The following is a 19,582-nucleotide window of genomic DNA, read 5'->3' on the forward strand; positions in this document are numbered from 1 at the left end:
GAGCCAGTCGGGGAGCCACCGGAGGCAGCACAGGGCGGATCTTCCTGGACCGGCATGGACCGTGGGGAGCCGGAGCCCTGGGGTGCCAGGGGTCCGCAGCGCCGGATCCTGAGGCCCCTCCTACCTCGACCTTAATAACGTTCTAAGAGGTCCTCTCAGAAGCCTTTGGCAGGCTTTGCCCCATGAGCTCCACGGACAGCACACGCAGCACGGGCGGTACAGGCGGTACGGGCAGGCAGCGCATCCTCGTCGTCGACGACGAGCCCGAGGTGAGGGCAGCCGTCGAGGACGGACTCGCGGTCGAGGGGTACGAGGTCCGGGGCGCCCCGGACGGCCTCGCGGCGCTCTCCCAGGTCGCGGCCTGGGAGCCCGACGCGGTCGTCCTCGACGTGATGATGCCCGTACTCGACGGCCTCGCCGTCTGCCGGCAGCTGCGGGCGCTGGGCGACCGTACCCCTGTCCTCGTCCTGACCGCTCTCGACTCCGTCAGCGAGCGCGTCGACGGACTGGACGCGGGCGCCGACGACTACCTCGTCAAACCCTTCGCCCTGGACGAGCTGGTCGCCCGGGTCCGTGCGCTCCTGCGACGGGCCGCACCCGAACCCGCCGGCACCGCCGCCGCCCCGCTCGGTTTCGCCGACCTCGTCCTGGACCCCGCGACCCGGACCGGGCGCCGGGGGAGCCGTCCGCTGGAATTCAGCCGGACCGAAGCGGCCCTGCTCGAACTGCTCCTGCGCCACCCCGGCCAGGTACTCCCGCGCGAGCTGATCCTCGAACTGGTGTGGGGGCGGGATTTCGGGCCGGACTCCAACTCCCTCGCCGTCTACGTCGGCTACCTGCGCCGGAAACTGGAGGCCGCGGGCGAGCCCCGGCTGGTGCACACCGTCCACGGGGTCGGCTACCGGCTGGACGCGGCGTGAGCGGCGGCCGCCGGCGGCTCGGCCGGGTCTGGCGCAGGCGCGGCCCGCTGCGCACCCGGCTGGCGCTTTCGGTCACCGCCGCCGTGGCCCTCGTGGCCGTCGGGGTGTGCGCGGCGGCGTTCCTGGTGGTCCGGTCCGCACTCTACGAGCAGCTCGACCTCAGCCTCACCCAGTCCGCGCGGCTTGCCGCCCAGCGCAACCCGGGGTCCGCGCCGGGCACCCTGGCCGGGGAATGCCGGTTCCTGGCGGCGCCCGCCTGCGCGGAGGTCGTTCCCGCCGATCCGGCCGACGACCCCCGCCCGCCGGGACAGCTCCCCGTCGCCCCCGCCGCACGCAAGGTCGCCGTAGGCACGAAGTCCCCCTACTACACGAACATCACGGTCGCCGGACACCCCGCCCGGATGCTCACCACCGACTACGCCAAGGGCCGCGCGCTCCAGGTCGCCCTGCGGGCCGACACGGTCGAGGACGGCATCGGGGAAGCCGCACGCTGGCTGGTCCTGACGGCCGCCGCCGGCGTCCTGCTGGCCGCCCTCCTCGGCTACTGGGTCTCACGGACCGGCCTCGCCCCGGTCGCCCGGCTCACCGCGACCGCCGAGCGGATCGCCGCCACCCGCGACGCACGGCACCGGATCGAACTGCCGCCACCGGGACGGGAGGACGAGATCACCCGGCTGGCCACCAGCTTCAACACCATGCTGGGGGAGCTCGAACAGTCGGTCGCCGCGCAGCGCCAGCTGGTCGCGGACGCCTCCCACGAACTGCGTACCCCGCTGACGGCACTGCGGACCAACGCCGAACTGCTGGCCCGGGCCGACCGGCTCACCCCCGACCAGCGCGAGCGCGCCTCGGCCGCGCTGGGGCGGCAGCTGCGGGAGGTGACGGGGCTCGTCAACGACCTGATCGAGCTGGCGCGCGACGAAGAGCCGCAGCCGCTGGTGGAACAGGTCCGGCTGGGTGCGCTGGTGGAGCACTGCGCACAGGCGGCCCGGACGCACTGGCCGGCCGTGCCCTTCCACGTACGCGTGCCGGCCGAGCCCGTCGTGGTGCCGGGGGTACCCGCGCGACTCAGCCGGCTGCTGGGGAACCTGCTCGACAACGCTGCCAAGTTCAGCCGGGACGGGCTGCCCGTCGAGGTGGAGCTGGTGGCGGGCGCCCCGGGCCGGGGAGCGGAGCTGACGGTCCGTGACCACGGTCCGGGCATCTCGACGGACGACCTTCCGCACATCTTCGACCGGTTCTACCGGGCAGGGGCGGCCCGCGCCCTGCCGGGGTCCGGACTGGGCCTCGCCATGGCACGGCAGATCGCACGGGCGCACTCCGCCGAGCTGACGGCGGAGCAAGCCCCGGGCGGGGGCGCGTTGTTCCGGCTGGCGTTCTGACCGCCCTCTGCAGGGCCGAAACCGGCCCTGCAGAGGGCAGGAGGAATCCCGCTCGCACCGAGCCGCGGGACGTCCCTGGGACGAGGTCTGGAAAGTGGCTCTGAGCTGGGTGGATGTTCGTCCCTCGTGTCCCGGGCGGATGGGACGCGGGAGGCGGCTGCGCTGCCTGTGGCAGCTTTTCGATGTCACCCGGTCACCGGCGAAAGGCTCTTTCGACATGCGCATCACCCGCCCCGCCAAGGGCGTCACCTCGCTCCTCCTCGCGGCTGTCTCGGCCGGCGCCCTGCTCGTCTCCGCGCCGGCCGCCTATGCGGACGACTCCTCGTACAAGATCTGCAAGGACACGTACGGCACGCGTCTCTCCCCGAGCGGGCGCTACAACATCCCGCGGTACAACTACTCCCAGGGCGACTCCGACGTCTGCGTCGCCGGCCTCCAGGAGCTCGTCAAGGACTACGGCCTGACCTCGTGGGAGCAGGGCGGCGGCAACTTCGTCGACGGCGTCTTCGGCGCCCGTACCAACTCGGCCATCCGCAGGTTCCAGAGCGCCCACAACCTCGACGCCGACGGCATCGTGGGTCCGCGGACCTGGGAGAAGCTCCTGACGGGCTGAGCACCGCCCGCTCCCCGCGATTCCCTTCTCCGTCCCTCCTTCCCCTCCTTTCTTTCCGCTTCCTTTCCTCATCGACAGGAGACGCTTTCCCATGTCCTCGTTGCGCCGCATCCGCCCCCTGGCGGCCCTCGCGCTCGCCGCGGCCGCCGTCGGCACGCTGCTGGTCACCGCCCCCACCGCCCAGGCCAGTTGGGACAACGAGCTGCAGGCGTGCAAGAACGCGTACGGCTCCGAGGTGTACATGGCCTGGGAGATCCCCACGGTGGTGCTCGCCAAGGGCTCGTCCGGGGTGTGCGTCCGGGAGCTCCAGGAGGAGCTGCTCGAGGCCGGCGCCGTCCGCAGCGAGGACCAGCCCGGCTTCGTCGACGGAAAGTTCGGCCCCAAGACGTACAACGCGGTGGTGAACTTCCAGCGCAGCGGCTCGACCCCGGGCGGCGCGGACGGCGTCGTCGGGCGCTACACCTGGCACCACCTGATCGCCACCGTCTACTTCGACTAGTCCGGGTGGCCGGCATGCCCACCCCCACCGAAAGGAACCTCCTGGCATGAACACCATCAGGCGTACGGCGACACGCGTCGCAGTCCTGGGCGCGACGCTGCTCATGTCCGCAGGATTCGCCGCCCCGCAGGCCTCGGCCCAGGCCGGCTACCTGGAGGCGTGCACGAACCAGGTCGGCACACGCTGGGCGTCCAACGGCTGGCCCGTCCCGGCCGTGAACCTCGCCAGGGGCTCCACGGGCGACTGTGTCCGGGCGCTCCAGTGGGCGCTGGTCCGCACGGGGTTCGTCAACTCCGCCGATGCCCCGGCCTTCATCGACGGCTCGTTCGGCCCCAAGACCGAGGCGGCCGTGCTGCGGTTCCAGTCGGCGTACCCGCGGGAGACCGGTGGCCCGGACGGCATCGTCGGCATCAAGACCTGGGGATACCTCATCCCCGCCGCGGAGGGCTGAGGGCTGTCCGCCTCCCGGATGTGATCTTCGGCCCAGTCTCCTGCGGGCACCCCGTCGGGCGGCCGGCCTGCGGCAGGGTGTTCGGCAAGGAGTCCGAAGACGGGGGAGAGATCCGATGAAGCGGCACGTCGAGTTCGAGCGTCTGCACAACTTCCGTGACCTGGGCGGATATCGGTCCGCCGACGGCCGGACCGTCCGGTGGGGCACGGTGTACCGGGCCGACTCGCTCGGCAAGCTGGCGGACGGCGACTGGGAGCGGTTCCTGGAGCTCGGGATCGGGACCGTGATCGACCTGCGGTATCCGTGGGAGATCGAGGCCAAGGGGCGGGTGCCCGAGGCGGAGCGGTTCCGCTACGTCAACCTGAGCATCGAGCACCGGCCCTACGACCAGGCCGAGATCGATCCGGACATCGACCCCTGGCGCTACCTCGCGGACCGGTTCGCCGAAGTCACCGAGGACGGGGCCGAGGAGATCCGGCAGGTCCTGGAGGAACTGGCGCAGGCGCCCGGCCCCCTGGTCTTCCACTGCACCTCGGGCAAGGACCGGACCGGACTCATCGGAGTCTTCCTGCTGACCCTGCTCGGGGTGGACCGGGCCGACGTCCTCGCCGACTTCGCGCTCACCGAGCTCGCCACCGAGCGGCTCGCCGCCGACTGGCGGGCCGCTCACCCGGGCCGGGTCATGAAGTGGCCGAGCTACGGCCGTGCCCCGGCCGTGATCATGGAGTTGGTGCTCGCGGACCTGGAGGCCCGGTACGGATCCGTGCACGGTTACCTCACGGACCGGGTCGGCCTGTCGGAGCGGACCGCGGAGCGGTTGCGCTCCCGCCTGCTGACGGGCGGCGGCGATGACGGCGGCGACGGAGGTGAAGGCGGCCGCGCGACGTGAAGTCGCTCTGGTGGCGCCACCGGCGCGTCTCCTACCATCGGAACACGGGTGGGGGAGGGGGGTGCGTTCATGGCAGCGCATGTAGGGCGGCTGGAACGCTTCGTTGCCTGGGTGCTGCGGAACGCCGACGTCGTGGTCGCCCTGGGCATCGCGATGGCGGTCGGGCTCCTCGACATCTTCGGCGACGTCATCAGTGACGACGTCTCCTCGGGTGCCACCCTCGTCGTGCTCGGCCTCCTCGCGACCGGGTCGATCGTGGAGCGGGTGCGCCGGCCCGCGAGCATCCAGGAGGCGATGAGCGGGACCCGGCAGGCCCTGGAAGACCTCGCGATGGTGCGTTCGCTCTCGGGCAACGAGGTCGGCGAGGCGCTGCGCAAGGCCCGCCAGCACACCAACCTCTGGTACTTCAAGGGCGGTACGGGCACCTACCTGCGGGCGGTCACCCTGCCCCTGTGCGTGGCCGCCGCGAAGGAACAGCGCTCGCAGCTCAACGTGAAGATCGACATCGTCAATCCGGCCGACGAGCGCGCCTGCGCCGCGTACGCCCGGTTCCGGCAGATGTTCGGCGGGCAGCGCCGCGGGGACGACGTGTGGACCACCGACCGGGTCCGCCGGGAGTCGTACGCGACCGTCCTCGCCGCCTGCTGGTACCAGCGGCAGCTGACCACGCTGGAGATCAGCGTGCACCTGTCGGCCGCCGTCCCGACCCTGCGGTTCGACCTGTCGGAGACCTGCCTCATCATCACCCAGGACGACCAGTCGCGGGTGAACCTGCTGGTGGAGCGCGGCCAACCGCTCTACGACTACTACGTAACCGAGTTGCACCAGAGCCGCGAGCAGGCGACCGTGCTCGATCTGCGCGTCGCCTCCCCGCTCGGCCAGGAGCCCACCGTCGACGAGGTGCGGACGCTCTTCGACGACCTGCGGCTGCCATTGCCGCGCGTCTTCACCGACAGCGACATCGGCAAGATCATCGAAAAGGCCCTGCACGCGGAGGACCCCTACAGGAGGTGATGCGCTCCGGCGCGTGCCCATGGACCGCGACCTCGAAAGCACTCTCGTCACCCTGGAGGAGATCGCCTCCGGGACCCGGGAGTTACATGCTGTCCGTCATCCGCTCGGATTCCTCTGCCTGCCACTGCTGAGAGAGGGTCCGCGCGGAATCTGCGTGCATCTCTTCGAGACCGGCAACCGCGCCGATCCGGACGCGTCACCGATGCACGCCCACAGCTGGGAACTGCGCAGCCGGGTGCTGTACGGGCGGGTGGCCAACGTGCCCGTACGGACGAGCGCGGTGCGGGACGGCGAGGAGGGCGCCACCCACCGGGTCTTCGAGGTGTTCAGCGGGAGCGACGGCGTGGACGAGATCCGGCCGACCCCGCTCCTGGTACGGAGCGAGCCCGGACCCGCCCACATCAGCGCGGGCGGGGAGACGTACACCCTGCCGGCCGGGGAGTTCCACGCCACCGCACTGGAGGGCCTGGAACCCGCGGCCACGCTGGTGCACGGCATGTCGATCCCCGGGCAGCTCGACCTCTCGCTCGGCCCGCTCGACGGCCGACCGCGCCGCACGACCCGCCGGCTGTGCGGCACCGCGCAGACCGTGCGCAGCGTCCACACCGTCCTCAGGAGGATCGATGCCGAGCAGCGGGCCTGATTTCGACCACGAGAGGCAGGTCGCCGTCGCCGCGGCGGAGGAGGCGGGCGGTCTGCTGCGCAGGCGGTTCGGCACGGCGCGGTGCGTGCGGACGAAAGGCGGGTCCGGGGACGTGCAGGTGGACCTCGACCTCGCCGCCGAGAAGCTCGTGCTCAGCCGGATACAGCGCCACTTCCCGCACGACCGGATCCTGTCCGAGGAGGCCGGGCTCCTCGACGCGGCGGGCGAACGGACCTGGCTGGTCGACCCGCTGGACGGCAGCAACAACGTCGTCATCGGGCTGCCCACCTATGCGGTGGGGATCGGACTGTGCCTGGGCGGTACTCCTGTGATGGGAGTGGTGCACGAGCCGGTCACCGGGGAGACCTGGCACGCGGTCAGGGGGCACGGAGCCCACGGGCCGTCCGGCGCGCTGTCCGGCCCCGGCCCCATCCTGCCGCGCCCCGGCCCCGTCGTCGCCTGGACACAGGGGTACGCCGTGGAACGGGGCGACGCGACGGCGGTGGCCCTGCGCGCGGTGCTGGAACTGCGCTGCCGGCGCGTCCTGCAGCTGTGGGCGCCGCTGCTCGGCTGGAGCCTGCTGGCGCGCGGCACCATCGACGCCTTCGTCGGCTACCGCGCGGAGGGCGTCGACCTGCCGACCGGAGCGCTGCTCGCGGCCGAGGCGGGCGTGGAGCTGCGCACGCTGTCCGGGGCGGCGTTCAGACCCGGCTTCGCCGGGGCCGACACCGGGCGCAGCTTCGTGGCGGCGCGCGGCGAGACCCTCGCGTACCTCCTGGACGAGGTGGGGTCACGGTAGGGAGTCTTTGGCGCGCACGTTCGACACCGATCCTCCGGCTACCGGCTCTTGCCCTTGGCTAGAGGCGTGTCGCGGTGCGGACGAGGTCGGCGACGGCTTTGGATCTGCTGTGCGGTGGCCAGGCGATGACGGTCGTGACAGCGGGTGCGTCCGGCACCGGCACCGTCGCATGACCGTCGCGCAGGTGGGCTCGGAGGGACTCGGGCACGACCGCGCAGGCCCGTCCGAGCGCGATCAGCTGGAACAGCTGGGTGTGGTCGCGCACCTGCGGGCCAGGTCCGTCCGGATAGCCCCCGCCCCGTCGAGGCCAGCGTGGCAGGGGCAGGTCCGTCAGGGTGGTGACCTCGGCCATCGACACATGGGGTCGGCCGGCCAAGGGGTGCCCCGCGGGCAGGACCACGACCTGCTGTTCGGTGTGCAGGTCCTCGGTGTCGAGTCCGGCCGTCGTGTCGAAGGGCCGCTGGAGCAGAGCGACGTCGGCACGCCCGTCGCGCAGCAGCCTTTCCTGCTCGCCGGGTCCGCACAGCATCACCTCGACGGCGACCGCGCCGGGCTCGGCGGCGTAGGCGTCCAGCAGCTTCGACAACAGTTCGCCGGACGCTCCGGCTTTCGTGGCCAGCAGCACACCGGGCCGTTCGGCAGCTGCGCGGCGGGTGCGGCGCTCGGCGGCTTCGACCGCGTCGAGTGCGGCCCGGGCCTCCCGCAGAAGCACCGACCCGGCCTCGGTCAAGGAGACCGCGCGAGCAGTGCGGTGCAGCAGAACCACTCCGAGCCGCCGCTCAAGCTGCTGGATCGCCCGCGACAGCGGTGGTTGCGCCATGGCGAGCCGCTGCGCCGCCCGCCCGAAGTGCAACTCCTCCGCGACGGCGACGAAATATCGTAGCTCTCGCGTCTCCACCGCGTCATCGTATCCGGCGCCCACCACGACCGATATCCGTGGGGTATCACCGCCCACCCGGTCGGTCTTGGACGTCCCACCCCGGTCCGCACCACGCTTGATGACATGAGTGGACAGACGATCGCGCCGGTGACCGGTGCGAACAAAGGAATCGGATACGAGCGGTAGCAACATCCTGATCAACTCCCGCTGTCCCGGCTTCACCGTCACCGACCTGAACGGCTTCCGGGGCGTCCGCACACCCCACCAGGGCGCCGCGATCGCGATTCACCTCGCGACCCTGCCCGACGACGGACCGACCGGCGGATTCTTCGACGACGGTGGAACAGTGCCCTGGTGACAGGCTCACCGGCCCCTGGTTCAGGGAGTTGACACGCCCGGTGTCAGAGGGCGCCGGCAGCATCGGTGCATGACGATCATCCGTACCACTCCGCCGCGGCCGGTCGATGTCACCGCGGTCTTCCCCCAACTGGCCCCGCTGGCACGACCGGCGATCCGGTTGCACCCCCGCCCGGGAGCTCCGTCCCCGCATGACAGTTCGATCGGCGGGCCGCTGCTGTGGCCCGCCGACGAGCCGTGGCCGCAATGCGACGCCCCGCACGAGGGGGGCGGCCAGGTGCTGGCGGTGGTGCGGGTGGAACAGCGCGTGCGGGCGAGAGTGGCGGCGCACCCGGACGGGACTCCCGGCGTTTCCTCGTACACGCCGGAGGAGAAAGCGGTCCTGGAGCAGATCGACTGGGACCTGGAGCGGCCCGACGGCCCTGTCCCCCTGCTGCCCGTGGCCCAGTTGTACGTGCGTGACGTCCCTGTGCTGCGTCCGCCCGGGCAGGCCGATCTGCTCCAGGTGCTGTGGTGCCCCTTCGACCACCCGGAGATGTACATGCCCAGGACCGCTGTGTTCTGGCGCTCCGCGGCCGCCGTCACCGACATCCTCGCCTCGCCCCCGGAACCGTTCGACGTGGAGCACGAGGAATACGTGCCCGAGCCGTGCGTGCTCGCGCCGGAGCGGATCACCGAGTACCCCCACTCCCTGGAGCTGAGCCAGGAGCTGCGAGAGCAGCTCGGAGACTGGAGCAGGTGGCAGGCGGCCGACGCCGGTGTGGACAGCTCCTACGCTCCCTACCCGGAGTCCTTCTACCGCAGCGATCTGTCCGTCGCCCCCGGCTGGAAGGCCGGCGGCTGGCCCCAGTGGGGCTACACCGACCCCGCTCCCCGCCAGTGCCCCGCCTGCGACACCGCGATGGACGCGCTGCTGACCATCGACACGTTCGAATGGGACAGCGGCAACCGCAGCTGGATTCCGGACGAGGACCAGGCCGTTGCGTCCTCCACCGACCAGCGCCATCGCGACCTCAGGCGACCGACCGCGGTCCAGATCGGCAGCGGCTACAAACAGCAGCTCTACATCTGCCCGGCGGCGCCGGAGCATCCCCACGTCGAGCTGATGCAGTAGCCGCCCGGACGGCACCCGCCGCACGACCATGCCATCGGCGAGGCGTCGACCGCACGGAACGGCCTAAGTCGTGGCCGCCAGTGCCAGGGTCGCCGCGAGCGTGCCCGCCACCGCCAGCACGAAGCCCGTACCGAAGAAGCGGCCCAGGTCGATCCGGGTGCCGTGCCAGCGGCACCGCTCGAACCACAGGAGGGTGGCCAGCGAGGCCCACGGCGTGATGACCGGCCCCACGTTGACGCCGATCAGCTGGGCGAGCAGCTGCTCGTGATTGGCCACCGGAATGGCCGCCTCGCCCGCCAGATAGGCCGGGAGGTTGTTCAGCACGTTCGAGAAGCCCGCCCCGACCGCCGCCGACCTCAGCATGCCGACGACGCCGTTGTCGGAGCCCATCGCCGCCGCGAGGATGTCGTGCAGCCCGTGGGCGTTGACGGTCTCCACGACCAGGAACATCCCCGGGACCAGGACGAGGAGCCGCCAGGGAATCAGGGAGAGGCGCAGCGTTTCGCGGCTGCGCACCCAGAAGGCCACGACCACGATCAGCGCGGCCGCCATCGACGCCGACCACAGCGGCACGTCGGCGAGCAGGATCGCCAGCAGGAATCCGGCGCACGCGACCGCGCTCACCCGGAACAGGACCCGGTCCGCGGGGCGCGGCAGGGGCGGCGGGGTGTAGCGGGTCTCGGCGCGGCGCCCCGGGCGCCAGTAGAAGCCCCACAGGCAGGCCATCGTGACCGCGATGGCGGCCAGCTGCGGCGCCCACATGGTGGCGGCCATCTCCGACGGGGTCAGCGCGATGCGGTCCGCGGCCAGCAGGTTCGTCAGGTTCGACACGGGAAGCAGCAGGCTGGCCGTGTTGGCCAGCCACACCGTGGTCATCGCCAGCGGTACGGGCGCGATACCGACCCGGGTCGCCAGCGCCAGCATCACCGGGGTCAGCAGGACCGCCGTCGTGTCCAGGTTGAGGGTGATGGTGGTGACGGACGCGAACAGCACGCAGAGGCAGAAGAGGAGGGGGTACCGGCCGCGCCCCGCCCGGGCCACCCAGGTGGCGACGACGTCGAAGACCTCCGCCTTGCCGGTCAGCTCGGCGAGGACGATGACGGTGGCCAGGAACACCACCAGCGGACCGATGCGCTCCAGCACGTCCGCGGCGGGTCCGGTGGGCAGCAGGCCCGTGGCGACGCACAGCGCACCGAGTGCGAGCAGGCCGCCGGCCAGCCAGTCCAGTGGATGCAGACGCCTGAGGAAAGACACGGCGAACAGGTTCGCACATACACACGCCCCGGCATCAGACGGGGCGGAAGGAATCGGACAGGCCCGCCCGGGCGGGGTGTCCGGCGGCCCGCAGGAGATCGCCCCGACCTTGACGGGACAAACCCGCCGCCGGGGCCCCGGCCCTACGATGGACTCATGATGACGGACGGGCAATTCGGCGCTCCCGCAAGAGAGTTCGACTTCTTCATCAGTTACTCCCCGGCAGACGAACAATGGGCCGCATGGATCGCCTGGACCCTGGAGGAAGCCGGCTACCGCACGGTCGTGCAGGCCTGGGACTTCGTACCGGGCACCAACTTCATAGACTTCATGGACCGGGGGGTCAGCGAGTCCCTGGCGGTCATCGCCGTACTGTCCCGCCACTACGAGCGTTCCACCTACGGTCGCATGGAATGGCAGGCCGCGCTCCGGGCCTCGCCCGAGTCGCCCGAACGGAGGCTGCTGACCGTCCGGGTGGACGAGATCCCGATCGAGGGACTCCTCGCCACCATCACCTACGTCGACCTCGTCGGCGTGGCGGACATCGACGCGGCCCGCTCCCTGCTGCTGAACCGGGTCGGGCAGGCCGTCGACGGCCATGCCCGGCCGGGCCGCCGCCCCGGCTATCCGGGGAGCGGACCGGGCCCCGTCCGTCACCCGGAGCAGCCCAATCCGGGCCGTCCGCAGCCGAGCGCGCTCGCCGGACCCGGCTGGTCGGGGCGCCGGCGGCCGGCCCGGGCGCCGCTCTACCCGCAGGCCGCCGCGGCCGGCCACAGCGCCCAGGACACCGTGACCGTCCTGCACCTGGCCGGGCCCGACTTCGGGCGCGGCCGCGAACCCGACTCGCTCAGCCGGCAGATCCGCGGCGACCTCATCATGCTCAGGGACGCGGGGGCACCCGCCCCCGACCTGATGGTGGTCACCGGTGACCTCACCGCGTCCGGCAGCCCGCGCGAATGCGATCAGGCCCTCAGCTTCCTCACCGCCCTGCGGTCCCAGCTCGACCTGTCCCCCCAGCGGGTGATGGTGGTACCGGGCGCGCAGGACGTGAACCAGGCCGCGTCCCAGGCCTACTTCCACACCTGCGAGGCCGACGAGGTCGCGCCGCAGCCGCCGTACTGGCCCAAATGGCGCCACTACACCCGGCTGTTCCGCGGCCTCTACCAGGGCCTGGACACCGTCTTCGACAGCGACCAGCCCTGGACCCTCTTTCCGGTGCCCGAACTGAGCACGGTCGTCGCCGGTTTCAACTCCTCCATGGCCTACAGCCACCGCCCCGAGGAGCAGTACGGCTTCATCGGCCGCGACCAGGCCGCCTGGTTCGCCGAGGCCATGCGCCGGTACGAGGAGGAGGGCTGGCTGCGCATCGGCGCGCTCCGCCACCCGCTCACCGACGGCCGCCGCCCCGGTGACGCGGTCGGCGGCCCCGGCGGCCTGCGGGACGCCGACACCTTCGCCCGGCTGGCCGCGCCGCGGCTGCACCTGCTGCTGCACGGGCCGACCGGAGGCCCCCGCACCACCACCTCCGCGCCCAGCCGCACCCAGCTCGCAGGGACTTCCGGGGCTTCCGCCGCTTCCGGGGGCGCCGGTGAGCTGCCCCTGTTCGGCTCCGCGGCCCCCGCCAGGTTCCAGCTGCTCCAGGTCGGCGCCGCGGGCGTGACCCGCTGGGACGACCGGATCACCTCCGCGTCCGAGACCTTCCCCGCCGCGTGGCGGCAGACCCGCCGGGTCTTCCCGGTACCGGAACTGCCCGCCGTCATCGAGGTCGAGCGGGCCGGCGGCCGGGCTCCCCTGGACGACCCCGCCGCCTCGCTCGCCGAACGGGTGAAGGAGATCTGCCGCGTGCGGCGGGAGGGCGTACGGCTGCGCGACGTCCCGCGCCGTGAACCGGGCGACATGGTGCAGATCATGGCCACCTGGCAGGAGCAGGAGGACGGCGTCGTCCAGCAGCAGCGCATAGCCGTCCACCCGGGGAGCCCCACCGAGGAGGAACTCGACCGCTTCATCGCCCAGGTGCACGCCACCGACACCGGCTCCGAGGCCGTCCTGGTGTACGCGGGCGACGCCCCGGCCGGCGGGCTGCGCCGCCGGGCCGCCGCCCACGGCGTCCGCGTCCGGGTCCGCAGCTTCATCGAGTTCCAGGGCCTGCTCGACCTCCGGGGCTACGTCGCCGCGCAGACGGCGCGGCTCAGCAGCAGCGAGCAGTACGCCCCCGGCCTCTACCTCCCCCAGCGCTACCGCGACGCCGACCGCCCCGACGGACAGGAGCACGACGGACTCGTCGAGGAGCTGCTGGAACTCCTGGAGTCCGACCACGGCCGGTTCGTCCTGCTCCTCGGCGACTTCGGACACGGCAAGACCTTCGCCCTGCGCGAGCTCGCCCGTCGTATCTCCGAGCAGCTCCCGCACCTGACCCCGCTGCTGATCCCGCTCAACTCCCTCGACCGGGCGCACAGCCTCGAAGGCCTGGTCGCCGCCCACCTGGCCGGCCACGACGTCGACACGATCGACCTGCGGGCCCTGCGCTACATGCTCGCCCAGGGCCGCGTCGTCCTGCTCTTCGACGGCTTCGACGAACTGGTCAACCGGGTCAGCTACGACCGGGCCGCCGACCACCTCCAGGTCCTCCTCGACGCGGCCGTCGACCACGCGAAGATCGTCGTCAGCAGCCGCACCCAGCACTTCAAGTCGCACGCCCAGGTGCTCACCGCGCTCGGCGAACGCGTCGGCCTGCTCCCGCAGCGCAGGATCCTGGCCGTCGAAGGCTTCACCCCCGCGCAGATCCGCTCCTACCTCGTACGCAGCTACGGCGACGAGCGCGCCGCCGACCGCCGCTACCAGCTCCTGCGCAACATCCCCGACCTCTTGATGCTCTGCCGCAACCCCCGGCTGCTCTCCTTCGTCGCCGACCTGAGCCAGGACCAGCTGCGGGCGGTCGCCGGAGCGGGCCGGGCGCTCAGCCCCGCCCGGCTGTACGAGGACGTCTTCACCTCCTGGCTCGACCACGAGGAACGGCGCGGCCAGGGCGGGCCCGGCGCGCCGCCCGGGCTCACCATCGACCAGCTGTGGGCCGCGGTCACCGCGCTGGCCTGGCGGCTGTGGGAGAGCGGCCGCAGCGCCCTGCGGCTCGACGAGCTCACCGAGACCGTGGCCGACACCCTCAGCGAACTCACCGAGTCCCCGCTCACCGCCTCCGAGCGCGCCCAGGCGGTCGGCGCGGGCAGCCTGCTGGTCCGCAGCGACGACGGGGTCTTCCAGTTCATCCACGGCTCCGTCATCGAATGGCTGGTGGCGCGGGAGGCCGCCCGCCAGCTCGCCCGCGGACAGCACACCCTGCTCCTCGCCCGCCCGCTCAGCCAGCTCGCCGTCGAGTTCTTCTGCGACCTCGCCGACCACGAGCAGTGCGCCCGCTGGGTGCGCGACGTCCTCGACTCCCCGGGGCGCGCGGTCAGCGAGGCCGCCCGCGCCAACGCCGTCCGGATCTCCGACCGGCTCCGGGTACCGGCCAACGCCGACCTGCGCGGCGCCCGGCTGGCCGGTGAGGACCTCTCGCACCGCGACTTCTCCGGGGTCGACCTCACCGACGCCGATCTGACGGACGCCCGGCTGATCGGCGCCAACCTCTCCGGCGCTCTGTTGCGCGGCACCCGGCTGACCGGCGCCCGCCTCGACCGGGCCGACCTGAGCCAGGCCGACCTGACCGGCGCGAACCTCAGCCGCGCCCGGCTGACCCGGACCGATCTGCGGGGCGCCCTGCTGACCGGCAGCCGCTGGCACCGGGCCGCGCTCATCGACGTGACGATGGACGACGCGGTGCGGTCGGCCCCCGAGCTCCGGACCGCCGCGATCGCCCCCGGGATGCCCGTGGACGCCGGGTTCCGGCCCTCCGCCGTCGGGGTCCCGTACGGCTTCGGCATGCGCACCAGCCGCCTTCCCGAACCCATCGCGTACAGCAGCGACGGCGAACTCCTCGCGGTCGGCAGCGAGGACGGCTCCATCCTGGTCTGCGGCGCCGACGACGGCCGGGCCGTGCGCACCCTCCAGGGGCACGAAGGACGCGTGTACGCCGTGAAGTTCCGGCCGGACGTCCTCGCCACCGGCGGCTCCGACGGCGCCGTACGGCTCTGGGACCCGGTGACCGGGGCGTGCCGGCACCACCTGCGGGTCCACCCCGACGGCGTGTGGCCGGTCTCCTTCGACGCCGACGGCACCCTGCTCGCGACCGGCGACCGCGAGGGCCTGGTCACGGTCTGGGACACGGCCACCGGCGAGCCCGTGCACCGGATGCCGGGTCACACGGCGCCCGTCTACACCGCGGTCTACGGACCGGACGGCCTGCTGCTCACCGGGGACGCGAGCGCGAAGGTGCGGCTCTGGGACCTGAACACCGGGCACTGCGTCCGGGAGCTCGACGGCCACCAGGGGGCCGTCTACCGCGCCCGGTTCAGCCCCGACGGGACCCTCTTCGCCACCGCCGACCGGGGCGCGCCCGGGCAGGGCGGCACGGTGCGGATCTGGCGGACGGCCGACGCGCGGCTGCTGCACGAGTTCACCGGACACACCGGCCGGGTGTACGTCCTCGACTTCCACCCCGACGGCAACCTCCTCGCCAGCGGGGACACCGACGGCCAGGTGCGGCTCTGGGACCCGGTGGTCGGCACCCCCGCCGGAGTCCTCGAACGAGGCACCGGAGCCGTCTACCAGGTGCTCTTCGGCGACAACGGGAAGCTCCTCGCCGCCTGCGACAGCAACGGCGCGGTCCGGCTGTGGACGGTCACCGGACGCCCCCACGGCTACACGATCGCCCTCCATCCCCAGCAGCCGACCGAGCACCGCGGCACGGCCTGGGCATGTGCCTTCCGGCCCGGCGACAGCCAGCTGCTCACCGTCGGCAACGACGGCGGCGCGCAGATCTGGGACGCGGCCACCGGCCAGGGCAAGCGCATCCTGCGCGGCCACGGCCGCCGCATCAGCGGTGTCGCGTTCAGCGCGGACGGCACGCAGCTGGCCACGGCCGGGAACGACGGGGTCGTACGGTTGTGGGAGACGCGCACGGGCCGGCGTACCGAAGAGCTCACCGGGCGCGGAGACCGGCTGGTCTCGGCGGCCTTCAGCCCCCTCGAACCCATCCTCGCCACGGCCAGCAACGACGGCGACATGTACCTCTGGGACCCGGTCGGCGGCGAGTACCTGAGGGAGCTCGACGCCGAGACCGAGCACGTCTGGGCGGAGGCCTTCAACGCCGACGGGACCCTGCTCGCCACCGCCAACGACGACGACTCGGTCCGCGTCTGGTTCCGCCCCACGGGTTCCCCCGTGTCGACGCTGACCGAGCACCGGGGCCGGGTCCGCTCGATCGCCTTCCGCTCGGACGCCGACGTACTGGCCACCGGCTGCGACGACAGTTTCGTACGGGTGTGGGACGCCAGGAGCGGAGGTCTCCTGGAGCAGCTCGGCGGGCATGCCGACCGGGTGTACGGCGTCGCGTACGGCCCGGGGAGCGCCTGGCTCGCCAGTGCGAGCTGGGACGGTACGGCCATCGTCCGGCGGGACGGGCAGGCGGACCGGCGTCTGCGCGGACGCGGCGGCAGGCTGTGGGCGGTGGCCGCCCACCCGAGCCTCCCGCTGCTGGCCACCGGCGGCGACGACCGGGCCGTCGGCCTGTGGGACGCGGCGACGGGCGACCACCTCACCGACCTCGTCGGCCACACCGGCCGGGTGCTCTCGCTCGCCTTCTCCCCGGACGGCACGACCCTGGCGAGCGGCGCCGAGGACGGCACCGTACGGCTCTGGAACGTCCCGGCGGACGGGGAACCGCCGTCCCTGCGCGCGACGCTGATGGGCATGACGGGAGGCTGGGCGGCGCTGACACCGGCCGGCGGGTACAAGTACGAAGGCGATGTGGCAGGTGAGTTCTGGCACGTCGTGGGCATGTCCCGGTTCACCCCGGGGGAGCTCGACGAGTACCTGCCGGGCATCCACCGGCTACCGCTCGGCGAGGAACTCTGACGCCCCCGCCGGGGACCATGGGACGGCTTAGGGTTGGTCCGCATGACGCACACCGAAGCAGAGGTCACCGCGGAGCTGGTCCGGGACCTGTTACGCGACCAGCACCCCGATCTGGCGGACCGCCCCGTGCGGTTCGGCGCCCGGGGCTGGGACAACCAGCTGTGGCGGCTCGGGGATGACCTCGCCGTCCGGCTGCCCTGGGCGACGCCGTCCGCGGACGCGCTGCTGCGCAAGGAGCACGCCTGGCTGCCCGCCCTCGCCCCGGCCCTGCCGCTGCCCGTTCCCGTCCCGCAGCGCATCGGCGAGCCCTCCGAGAGGTTCCCGCGCCCCTGGATCGTCACCACCTGGGTCCCCGGCGAGCCCGCCGACCGCGCCCCGGCCACCGACGCCGCCGGCGCGGCCGAAGGGCTGGCCGCGTTCCTGACGGCTCTTCACCGGCCCGCCCCCGACGGGGCACCCGTCGGCAACCACGGCCGCGGGGGGCCGCTGGCGGCCATCGCCGGCGGGGTCGCCGACGGGCTGGCCTCGGCCACCGGGCTGGGGCTGATCCCCGACCCGGACGCCGTCCGCGCGGTCTGGGAGGACGCCGTCGCCGCGCCCGCCTGGGCGGGCCCGGCGCTGTGGCTCCACGGAGACCTCCATCCGGCCAACGTCCTGACCGCCGACGGCTCCTTCTGCGGTGTGATCGACTTCGGTGATCTCTGCGCGGGCGATCCGGCCTGCGACCTGGCCGCCCCCTGGATCCTGTTGCCCGACGGCGCCGCCGACCGCTTCCACGCCGCCTACCGGCCGACCCCGGACGAGGCGACCCTGCGCCGCGCCCGCGGCTGGGCCGTGCAGCGCGCCCTCGGCGGCATCCTCATCGGCGAGGCCGGGGTCCGTGGCCGCCCGGGCGGCAAGGCCACCTGGGGCCCGCCCGCCCAGGCCGCACTGCGCCGCCTCGTGGCGACGGCGGGCTGACCGGCCCGGCTGCCGCGGGCGGGCTGACCGGCCCGGCCGCCGCCGGCTCAGCCGAGGGAGGAGACGGACGGGACGACGACCCCGTACAGATCGGCGATCGTGGCCAGCGCGGAGTGGTGGAGCTGCTCGGCGGACACCTCGGCGACCGCCGTCCGCAGCGGCCGGGTGGCGCAGGCGTCCGCGACGACCGTGGGCCGGTTGCCCCGCAGGAACGCGCCTTCCGCGGTGAAGGTGACGCACATGTGGGTCATGAACCCGGCGAGGATGACGTCCTTGTGGCCGGCGGCGTCCACGTGCTCACCGAGGTCCGTGTCGACGAACCCGTTGGGGACCGTCTTGACGACCACGGGTTCGCCTTCGACGGGAGCCACCCGGGGGTGGATCCGGCCGATCTCGGCCCGGATGTCGTACGGGCTTCCCTCGCCGCCGTCGTTGATCACGTGGATGACCTTCGCCCCGGCCTCACGGGCCCGGGCGAGCAGCGCGGCGGCGGCGTCGAGGGCGGCCTCCCATCCCGTCAGCTCCATCACGCCCCGGGTGTAGGTGTTCTGGCAGTCGATCAGGACCAGCGTCGCGCCGGCCGGTGACGCCGGGCTCTGATCGAGGCCGCTCAGATCGCGCAGGGTCGTCTTGGACATGGAAATACCCTCCTGGGGTGTCACGTCGAGAGGTGCCGGCCGCAGAGCGGCGGCCGTGCTCTCCACGCTAGGACCCACCTCGAATGTCGGCAATGTCATCCAACCCGCAGAAACCGACATACGGTGAGTCCTGACACGGCCGTCGTCGCACCGAACGGAGACCCCCTTGAGCACCGTCGGACGGTTCATCGCCGTCGTCCTCTTCGACGGCGTCGACCTGCTGGACGTCACCGGACCTCCGGAGGTGTTCGCCCTGCTGCAGCGGGAGCTGGGCGAGGCGTCGGGGTACCGCGTGGCCCTGGCCGCCGAGACCATGGACCCCGTCACCACCTCCGCCGGGGTCCGGATCCTCCCCGACACCACCTTCCAGGAGGTGGCGGGGCGGAGCATCGACACCCTGCTGGTGCCCGGGTCGGTGGAGGTCGACGGCCGGGGCCGGATCCGCGCCCTCGCCGACCCCGCCGTGGTCGACCGGGTGCGGACCCTCGCCGCCACGGCCCGGCGCGTGGCATCCGTCTGCGTGGGCGCGCATATCCTCGCGGACGCCGGGCTGCTGGACGGCAGACGGGCCACCACCCACTGGTCGACCGCCCGCCAACTCGCCGACGAGCACCCCTCGGTCGAGGTCGACGCCGATCCGATCTTCATCCGGGACCGGGACGTGTGGACCGGCGCCGGGATCAGCGCCTGCCTCGACCTCTCGCTCGCCCTCGTCGCGGACGACTTCGGCGAGGCCGCCGCCCTGCGCGTCGCCCGGCAGCTGGTGATGTACCTGAAACGGCCCGGCGGGCAGAGCCAGTTCAGTGTCCCGCTCGAACCGGTGTCGACGACCCGGCGCATCGAGGACCTCCGCCACCACATCATGAGCAACCTCGCCGAGGAGCTCACCGTCGCCGACCTCGCCGAACAGGCGCACGTCGGCGAACGGCAGCTCACCCGGATCTTCAAGACGGAACTGGGGACGACCCCGGCCGCCTACATCGAGTCGGCCCGCGTCGAAGTGGCCCGGAACCGGCTGGAGTCCACGGACGACACCCTCGAACGCGTCGCGACCGTCTGCGGCTTCAACACGACGGACACCCTCGTCCGTGCCTTCCGCCGCAAGCTCGACACGACGCCGACGGAGTACCGCAACCGCTTCCGGGCGTCCTGAGTGCTGC

General features: G+C 72.8%; 16 protein-coding genes and 1 pseudogene. 14 read left to right on the plus strand and 3 right to left on the minus strand.

Annotation, left to right across the window (positions count from 1 at the left end; genetic code table 11):
• The first annotated feature begins 182 nt into the window (after positions 1 to 182).
• The 9 genes from KO717_RS31010 to KO717_RS31050 all read left to right on the plus strand — a co-directional run bounded on the left by KO717_RS31010 (position 183) and on the right by KO717_RS31050 (position 7,210).
• Positions 183 to 920 carry a response regulator transcription factor gene (locus KO717_RS31010; RefSeq protein WP_301372734.1) on the plus strand — a complete coding sequence of 246 codons (738 nt, stop codon included), beginning with the start codon at positions 183 to 185 and terminating at the stop codon, positions 918 to 920.
• Entirely contained in the window at positions 917 to 2,302 is a 1,386-nt protein-coding gene (locus tag KO717_RS31015) for a sensor histidine kinase (protein ID WP_301372736.1), read from the plus strand. The genes KO717_RS31010 and KO717_RS31015 overlap by 4 nt, the downstream gene beginning before the upstream one ends.
• A gap of 217 nt (positions 2,303 to 2,519) precedes the next feature.
• Positions 2,520 to 2,915, plus strand: a complete 396-nt coding sequence (locus KO717_RS31020; RefSeq protein WP_301372738.1) for a peptidoglycan-binding domain-containing protein — start codon at positions 2,520 to 2,522, stop codon at positions 2,913 to 2,915.
• Between the two features lie 91 nt (positions 2,916 to 3,006).
• Positions 3,007 to 3,414 carry a peptidoglycan-binding domain-containing protein gene (locus KO717_RS31025; protein WP_301372740.1) on the plus strand — a complete coding sequence of 136 codons (408 nt, stop codon included), beginning with the start codon at positions 3,007 to 3,009 and terminating at the stop codon, positions 3,412 to 3,414.
• Positions 3,415 to 3,460: 46 nt separating this feature from the next.
• Complete coding sequence (locus KO717_RS31030; RefSeq protein ID WP_301372743.1) at positions 3,461 to 3,865, plus strand: peptidoglycan-binding domain-containing protein; 405 nt, start codon at positions 3,461 to 3,463, stop codon at positions 3,863 to 3,865.
• 115 nt (positions 3,866 to 3,980) lie between these two features.
• The gene (locus KO717_RS31035) at positions 3,981 to 4,754 is read left to right on the plus strand and encodes a tyrosine-protein phosphatase (protein WP_301372744.1); all 774 of its coding nucleotides are present in this window, start codon (positions 3,981 to 3,983) and stop codon (positions 4,752 to 4,754) included.
• A gap of 69 nt (positions 4,755 to 4,823) precedes the next feature.
• Positions 4,824 to 5,768 (plus strand): hypothetical protein, encoded by a 945-nt coding sequence (locus tag KO717_RS31040; protein ID WP_030011489.1) that lies wholly within the window; start codon positions 4,824 to 4,826, stop codon positions 5,766 to 5,768.
• 19 nt (positions 5,769 to 5,787) lie between these two features.
• On the plus strand, positions 5,788 to 6,411 hold the full coding sequence (locus KO717_RS31045) for a hypothetical protein (RefSeq protein WP_301374870.1): 624 nt from the start codon (positions 5,788 to 5,790) through the stop codon (positions 6,409 to 6,411).
• On the plus strand, positions 6,392 to 7,210 hold the full coding sequence (locus KO717_RS31050; protein ID WP_301372746.1) for an inositol monophosphatase family protein: 819 nt from the start codon (positions 6,392 to 6,394) through the stop codon (positions 7,208 to 7,210). Before KO717_RS31045 ends, KO717_RS31050 begins: the two co-directional genes overlap by 20 nt.
• A gap of 58 nt (positions 7,211 to 7,268) precedes the next feature.
• Here the strand turns inward: KO717_RS31050 and KO717_RS31055 are convergent, their stop codons facing one another.
• A complete protein-coding gene (locus tag KO717_RS31055) occupies positions 7,269 to 8,108 on the minus strand; it encodes a LysR family transcriptional regulator (protein ID WP_301372748.1) in 840 nt (279 codons plus the stop codon).
• A gap of 163 nt (positions 8,109 to 8,271) precedes the next feature.
• Between KO717_RS31055 and KO717_RS31060 the strand changes: the two are divergent.
• Positions 8,272 to 8,448, plus strand: a pseudogene (locus KO717_RS31060) (dehydrogenase); the annotation flags it as partial.
• A 69-nt stretch (positions 8,449 to 8,517) separates the two neighbouring features.
• Entirely contained in the window at positions 8,518 to 9,561 is a 1,044-nt protein-coding gene (locus tag KO717_RS31065) for a hypothetical protein (protein ID WP_437184598.1), read from the plus strand.
• Between the two features lie 63 nt (positions 9,562 to 9,624).
• Here the strand turns inward: KO717_RS31065 and KO717_RS31070 are convergent, their stop codons facing one another.
• Positions 9,625 to 10,815: an SLC13 family permease gene (locus KO717_RS31070; protein ID WP_301372750.1), complete on the minus strand. Its 1,191-nt coding sequence runs from the start codon at positions 10,813 to 10,815 to the stop codon at positions 9,625 to 9,627.
• 159 nt (positions 10,816 to 10,974) lie between these two features.
• Here KO717_RS31070 and KO717_RS31075 point away from each other — a divergent pair, with 159 nt between their 5' ends.
• Both KO717_RS31075 and KO717_RS31080 read left to right on the plus strand, forming a co-directional pair.
• A complete protein-coding gene (locus KO717_RS31075) occupies positions 10,975 to 16,824 on the plus strand; it encodes a TIR domain-containing protein (protein WP_437184665.1) in 5,850 nt (1,949 codons plus the stop codon).
• Between the two features lie 42 nt (positions 16,825 to 16,866).
• Complete coding sequence (locus KO717_RS31080) at positions 16,867 to 17,784, plus strand: aminoglycoside phosphotransferase family protein (RefSeq protein ID WP_301372754.1); 918 nt, start codon at positions 16,867 to 16,869, stop codon at positions 17,782 to 17,784.
• Positions 17,785 to 17,831: 47 nt separating this feature from the next.
• On the opposite strand, the gene KO717_RS31085 is transcribed toward KO717_RS31080, so the two are convergent.
• Positions 17,832 to 18,422, minus strand: coding sequence for an isochorismatase family protein (locus KO717_RS31085; RefSeq protein ID WP_301372756.1), 591 nt, complete (start codon positions 18,420 to 18,422; stop codon positions 17,832 to 17,834).
• Positions 18,423 to 18,588: 166 nt separating this feature from the next.
• On the opposite strand from KO717_RS31085, the gene KO717_RS31090 reads away from it, so the two are divergent.
• The gene (locus KO717_RS31090; protein WP_301372758.1) at positions 18,589 to 19,575 is read left to right on the plus strand and encodes a GlxA family transcriptional regulator; all 987 of its coding nucleotides are present in this window, start codon (positions 18,589 to 18,591) and stop codon (positions 19,573 to 19,575) included.
• Positions 19,576 to 19,582: the final 7 nt, after the last annotated feature.

This window comes from Streptomyces xanthophaeus (assembly GCF_030440515.1).
Lineage (GTDB): Bacteria > Actinomycetota > Actinomycetes > Streptomycetales > Streptomycetaceae > Streptomyces > Streptomyces kutzneri.